The following is a 6,327-nucleotide window of genomic DNA, read 5'->3' on the forward strand; positions in this document are numbered from 1 at the left end:
TGAGGACGCCCAGACATTTTAATATTCTCCTTTACTTTTCAGGTAACTCTAGCATAACTTTAGAAAAATGGTATTACCCATGAAAACTATTCCCGACCAAATTTCCGACATTAAAGAAAAACTTCCCGACCTTACTCCCACCCCTCCCGGTTTAAAAGCTCAAGCCTCTAGCCACGACCTCAAAGCGCGTTTAGATTGGGGCGAACCCGGACTCACAATCATCGACGCCCGCGACTTTGAAACCTTCGCTAAAAGCCACATTACCGGCGCGGTACCCATGCCAATAGACGAATTAGTCGATCGGGCACAATCGAGTTTAGAACCCATCCGCGACATCTACATATACGGCGAAAACGACGAACAAACCGCCGAAGCTGCCAATCTTCTCCGCGCAGCAGGCTTTAGAAAAGTAGCCGAACTCAAAGGCGGAATTCCTGCTTGGAAAGCCATCGACGGCCCCATCGACGGCGCAGTCGAACATGGCAATCCCGGCCCCGATGCCTACAACGTTTTCTCTCGCTTGCAACACCACGCAGAAGCCCAGAAAATCAACAAATAATGTCACATAATACCTAGATACCCGACTTCTTGAATAAGTCGGATATCTAATATAATTTCCGGTAGCATCGGAATGATATCTAGGACACACCAGCGCCGTGTCCTGATTGTGGGTAATATTAATTCCGATGCTACCGGAATCGATCTAACAGAACAATTTGTTTGTAGTAAGGACTTCACTCCTCTCTTACAGCTTGTAGTTACTAAGGACTAAAGTTTTAACTGCAAACTTAATTACAGCCAATTTCACGTTTATGAAGTACACCCGTCTATCGTTCGATCCCCGTAGGAACACGGCATTGCTTTGTCCCTACTTATAGCATCCAAGACTGATTAACTCTCCTTCCTACCATCCAAATATGCCTTAACTTCCCCGAACATTTGGCGATTTGCATCAAAAGTAATCCGCTTAACAGCTTCCTCAAAACAAAGCCAAGCAGAATTTTGAACTTCCTCCTCTTGCAAAACAACTTCCATCGACTTGACAAAACCTAAAAAATAAGTCACAGTCTTTTCAATCGGCTCCCCATTCTTAACAAAAGAATAGTGTTCCGTAAAACTCGGTTTATCCAGCATTTCAAAATCTGATATACCAGTTTCCTCCTCAAATTCCCGCCTTGCCGTTTCCGCCGGAGATTCCCCCGGGTTCGCATGACCTTTCGGAAACGCCCAATGTCCCGCTTGATGTTGAATCAACAAAAACAAAGCATCAGCTTCCTTTCCAAAAATCGGCACAATCCCAAAACATTCATCTTTCATATTTTTTACATTTTCTATTGCTAACCAATCCCCATCTTCAGTCAGTCGGCGAAGGCGGACTTTGTTTGTGCAGACGCGATTTTCAATCGCCGGGAATTTGTGGTTTCAACTGAAATTCCCACCCTAACCGAGTCTGCTGTTCATAAACCCGCTTCAAAGTATTAACATCCCTCGCTGAAATAGGCGGAGGATTTCTCACCTGAGAAAAATAAAGCACATCAGTTTCCATCAAACTGTGACCCCAAATTCCCAAAGCGTGACCCAACTCGTGCCGCGCCGTCGCCGAAATATACTTACCCACTTGAGTCGGATTCAAATAAACCGAAAACCGATGAGATAACACTGTTTTATCCCCATCCAGACGGGCGTACAATTCATAGGTAGCCTCTCCGGAACGCGATCGCAAAACCCCTTGACGCAAAGGCGGAGCCCGACGTAAAAGCCTAATATCAGCAGCCTCCGAACTATCTACCACTTCCAAAGGCAAATACACCCCCCATTCGCGGACAACATTCAACACAGCCTCCACCCATTCTTCAGACTTATTAGCATCAACTGGACGCTCAACATAAACCTGAATCGGAAACTTAGACCACAACAAATGACCGAAATTCGGTGGCTTAACCTGGTCAAAATAATCACCGCTATCCGTCGAATCTTGCCAAGTCGCTAGCGTTGGCGGCAAAGGGTGAACCTGTGGATTCGGCAAACTATTCGGGAGAGAAGAAAGACTCGCCGCCGGAGTATTAACCTGAGTAAAAATTATCAGGCTAAAACAACATAAACCCAATCCCAAACCAGCCAGCAATCGAGGTTTTACCGTAACTTTCCACAACCGCATTTTTGCAACCGCAGATAGACAAAAATAGACGAAAATAAACGCAGGTGAACTTGATAATTATCTGCGTTTATCTGCGTTCATCTGCGGTTAAAAATCCGAATCTTATAACTTAGGCGCCAACCAACCAGCACTCAAAATCACAGTCAAACCCATAAAAACAATAGACAGACCCCAAGTAATCCGGTTCAGACTCGTTTCTGCACTCTTGGCGCTGGTAAACAATTGAGCTTGTCCGCCAATTCCTCCAATACCATCGCCTTTAGGACTGTGCAGCAACACAAAAATCACAAGTCCTAAAGCAGACAAAGACCAGATAACTTGTAAGACAGAAACAATATCCATAATCAGGGGTAATTGGTAATTAGTAATCGGTAATCAATCATCATATCAAATTCGGTCGATCGCGCACAATTTATGCAGGGACACAGCATCGTACCCATTGTTGTCGAATTAAGCTGTTAGTCCGCCAGTCCGCCAGGGAATGAATTCCCTGTCTCAAAGCCCAAGTCCTCGCTATGAGGACTCATGAGTTTAAAAATTGTTCTTCTGAGTCCTATGCAAGAGGACTTTTGCTATGAGGCAGGGGTTTCAACCCCTGTCGGACTATGGGTTATACCTTAAATTGACAACTATGGACACAGCGCCGCGCCCCTAGGTGTAGCCAGATTTCGGCCAGCCCTACTACAATCGGACTCGCACCGGAGTGCGATTGGCACGAACTTCAAACTCAGCCGATCGAATCATAGAGCGTCCCGTCATCTCCGGGGGCTGAGGCAACCTCAACAGCTCTAGAATCGTCGGCGCAATATCCGCCAAACAGCCGTCAGCCCTCAGAGGAACATCCGTTCCGTGACCCGGAATCTTCAGACCTTCGCCTTCTACCAGAATAAACGGAACCGGGTTAGTAGTGTGAGCCGTCCAAGGATTCCCGTCCTCGTCAAACATCAGCTCAGCATTGCCGTGGTCAGCAATAATAATTGCCGTACCTCTTGCTTTAGTAATCGCCGCCAACAACCGCCCCAAACATTTATCCACTGTTTCGATCGCAATTATCGTCGCATCCATCCTCCCGGTATGACCGACCATATCCGGGTTAGCGTAATTAATCACCACAAACGAATAAATGCCTTTTCCCAAAGCCGTGACCGCCCCATCCGTCACCTCGGCAGCGGACATCTGGGGTGCCTCATCGTAAGTCGCCACCATCGGACTCTGCACCAACTCGCGGTCTTCCCCTGCAAAAGGCTCTTCCAGACCCCCATTAAAAAAATAAGTCACATGAGCGTACTTTTCTGTTTCCGCCGTCCGCAACTGCCGCAAACCGTGCTTAGAAATCACCTCGCCCAGAATATTGTTCAAATTCTGCGGTTCAAAAGCCACCATTACTGACAGTTTCGGGTCGTACTGAGTAAAAGTGGCAAACGCCAAGGGATCGATTAACTGCCGTTCAAACCCCTTAAAATCGGGAGATACAAAAGCCTGAGTCAATTCTCTAGCCCTGTCCGGGCGAAAATTGAAGAAAATTAGCCCATCGCCGGATGCCACAGCCCCCGGAGCAATCCGAGTCGGAACAGCAAACTCGTCGGTCACTCCTTCAGCATAGGAGGCCTGCAACACATCCACAGCCGATCGACCGTCAGGAGCACCCTCAGTCGTCATCACCTCGTAAGCGCGCTGGACGCGATCCCAGCGTTTGTCCCTGTCCATCGCGTAGTAGCGGCCGCTAATGGTCGCAATCCGACCGACCCCTACCTCTGCGATATAACTTTGAATCTTGCCTAGAGCTTCGACACCCTCTTTCGGAGTAGTATCACGACCGTCAGTAATCGCGTGAATGCAAACATCAGAAATTCCCCGTGCCTTTGCTAATTGCAGCAAACCCTTAATATGACTGAGATGGGAATGAACCCCACCTTCTGAACAAAGACCCGTTAGGTGCAACTTGCCGCCCGCTGCGCGGACTTTCTCGCAAAGCTCAACCAGCGCGGGGTTGTTGAGCAAAGAACCATCTTCCACTGCATCCGAGATCCGCACCAACTCTTGAGGAACGACGCGGCCCGCGCCCAGATTCAAGTGACCAACCTCTGAGTTACCCATTTGCCCGTCTGGCAGCCCTACCGCCCGACCCGATGTGTGAATCAGAGTTCTGGGATAAGCGGCCCAGAGACTGTCCATCACGGGTGTTTTTGCAGCGGCGATCGCATTTCCGTCTTGTTCTTCACGATAACCCCAGCCGTCTAGAATAATCAGCACTACAGGAGATACAGACGTTTGTGCCATGCAAATACCTTATTTACAATAATTAATTTCTCGATCGTCATGATTTCCGATTTTGCGGAACATCTGTCGCTAATCAGTTTACAGATTTTGTAGGCTCCGGCTGAACCAAGCCAACCAAAATTCCCTCAGCCACAGCATTTTGGGAACTAATTTCGACCGGCTTTGCAAATTGTTTAATTGATTGCCTTGCCTTGTAATGTGAATCCTTATCGGAGACTTTTACCGATCTCACCAACAGCCACCGTGATTTTGCGGCCGCATTTTCACGAATTGTTTAACGGATCGGTGGCTCTGGAAACACTAAAAACAATACCATACTTGCCTGCGTTTTGCTACCGCCTCAAGAAATAAATTAAACAGCTTTGACTCGGCGGCGAATAGCTTTACAGCACAGGAGTTGAGCGAAAATCGGTTTCTGACTCGGCTCACTTTCAGCGGACATAAAATTCTACAACATCTTTTTTAATTTTGATATCGTAATTGCCAAAGAAATCGTGACCGAGCAGACCTATTGCCATTTGTTTGGCGATCGCCACTTCGACGTTTTGGATCGCAGCACCCCCAACCCGAATCGATCGCACCACACCGATCGGAAACTCGACAACGCGACCGTCAGCGATCCCCGCTCTCACAGTACGCACCGGCTTTACTCCCAGTGCAGTAGCCATCCGCTGAGAAATCAAAGTGCCGCTCGCCCCGGTATCGAGAATCATCTCAAAAGTCTTGTTGCCGTTAAATACCACATCAATCACCGGCGTCCCGCCTGCGCGGCGCTTGATTTTAGCTTGAAATACCTGTGGATTCGCCCGTGGCTTAGCCGGTTGATTTGCTGGGGGTTTAGCACCAGCATTTGACGGGTTCCAAAACTGAGAGTATAATTCCCCATCTGTCAATCTCGATCCTGCGCTCGATCGCACGAGCGGCTGGGAACTCACATCGGGAACCAATGTCATCACCTGGGTTTCTGGCTGATGTGAATTAGAATGCACCTCGCCGCCCACCGATCCCACACCCACCAAAACGGTCGCAAAAACAAAGCCCGATCGCCAAATCCCCTTGAGAAGCACTTTTGCCATTATCTAAATACCTTAATTGATTCAATATGTCGAACAATGACCGCCACTGATATCCTAACCCGCTCCAAAAACCGATCGCCCGATCGCCCGATCGGATCGTGAGGAAAACTTGGCAATTTTCAAGCGATCGCATAACATCGAACACAGATAAACTTAAAACGACAACAGGCTGTAATTGCACAGCCTTGTTGGAGATCTTGAAATTAAGCATTTGGGGGCGATCGGCAATGCACAAACTTTTATATTTTGCGACTGTAGGACTACTAGCTTTCTCGATCGCAGGCTGCGGTGGCGAGAGCAGCAACACAGCCAGCCCCAGCCCCAGCCCGAGTGCAGCCTCTCCGTCTCCGGCAGCCTCTGCCAGCCCCACCCCAGCAACTCAGACTTTCCAGTCTCCAATAGTAGCGGCCCAGCCTCCAGGGTTAATTCGATCGACCAACCCAGACGAACGAGCAAGACAGGCTCAAACAAATATCGGCGACAAAAAGGACAAGAATCCAACGCTTCCGCTTCAGCCGGTGCCCCAAGGCCCTGTGACAGCCAATCCTTCTCAGGTAGACCCCTTTGGACCGCTGCCGCCGATCGTATTACAAATCCCTCCAGGAGCCAACGGAGCGGGTGGGACTACCTCAGAACTCCCCAAACTGCCACAGCGACAAGTTGCCGTGCTACCACAACTCCCAGAGTTATTGGCTCCCCCCCCAATTACGCCCGATCAGACGTTTACTATCCCCAGCCGACCCACGGGCGGTCGAGCGGGCACTCAGCAAGTAGGTCGATCGGGAGGCTCTTTACTTCCCGGAGGTGATGGGG

At 49.0% G+C, this 6,327-nt stretch carries 6 protein-coding genes and 1 pseudogene; 2 read left to right on the plus strand and 5 right to left on the minus strand.

The annotated features are described in order from the left end of the window. Positions 1–79: 79 nt before the first annotated feature. Positions 80–559 carry a rhodanese-like domain-containing protein gene (locus QUA80_RS28095; RefSeq protein WP_333428260.1) on the plus strand — a complete coding sequence of 160 codons (480 nt, stop codon included), beginning with the start codon at positions 80–82 and terminating at the stop codon, positions 557–559. A gap of 332 nt (positions 560–891) precedes the next feature. Here QUA80_RS28095 and QUA80_RS28100 read toward each other — a convergent pair whose 3' ends face one another. The 5 genes from QUA80_RS28100 to QUA80_RS28120 form a co-directional block, all read right to left on the minus strand. Further along, positions 892–1,317, minus strand: coding sequence for an NUDIX domain-containing protein (locus tag QUA80_RS28100; RefSeq protein WP_333428261.1), 426 nt, complete (start codon positions 1,315–1,317; stop codon positions 892–894). 82 nt (positions 1,318–1,399) lie between these two features. Further along, positions 1,400–2,158, minus strand: coding sequence for a peptidase (locus QUA80_RS28105; RefSeq protein ID WP_333428262.1), 759 nt, complete (start codon positions 2,156–2,158; stop codon positions 1,400–1,402). Between the two features lie 102 nt (positions 2,159–2,260). Continuing rightward, on the minus strand, positions 2,261–2,500 hold the full coding sequence (secG, locus tag QUA80_RS28110) for a preprotein translocase subunit SecG (RefSeq protein ID WP_333263731.1): 240 nt from the start codon (positions 2,498–2,500) through the stop codon (positions 2,261–2,263). Between the two features lie 339 nt (positions 2,501–2,839). Beyond that, positions 2,840–4,438: a 2,3-bisphosphoglycerate-independent phosphoglycerate mutase gene (gene gpmI, locus QUA80_RS28115; RefSeq protein ID WP_333428263.1), complete on the minus strand. Its 1,599-nt coding sequence runs from the start codon at positions 4,436–4,438 to the stop codon at positions 2,840–2,842. A gap of 431 nt (positions 4,439–4,869) precedes the next feature. Beyond that, positions 4,870–5,514, minus strand: a complete 645-nt coding sequence (locus QUA80_RS28120; protein WP_333428264.1) for a retropepsin-like aspartic protease — start codon at positions 5,512–5,514, stop codon at positions 4,870–4,872. A gap of 197 nt (positions 5,515–5,711) precedes the next feature. On the opposite strand from QUA80_RS28120, the pseudogene QUA80_RS28125 reads away from it, so the two are divergent. Continuing rightward, positions 5,712–6,327 (plus strand): annotated as a pseudogene (locus QUA80_RS28125) (hypothetical protein); the annotation flags it as partial.

It is taken from the genome of Microcoleus sp. F4-D5 (genome assembly GCF_036704885.1).
Classification (GTDB): domain Bacteria; phylum Cyanobacteriota; class Cyanobacteriia; order Cyanobacteriales; family Microcoleaceae; genus Microcoleus.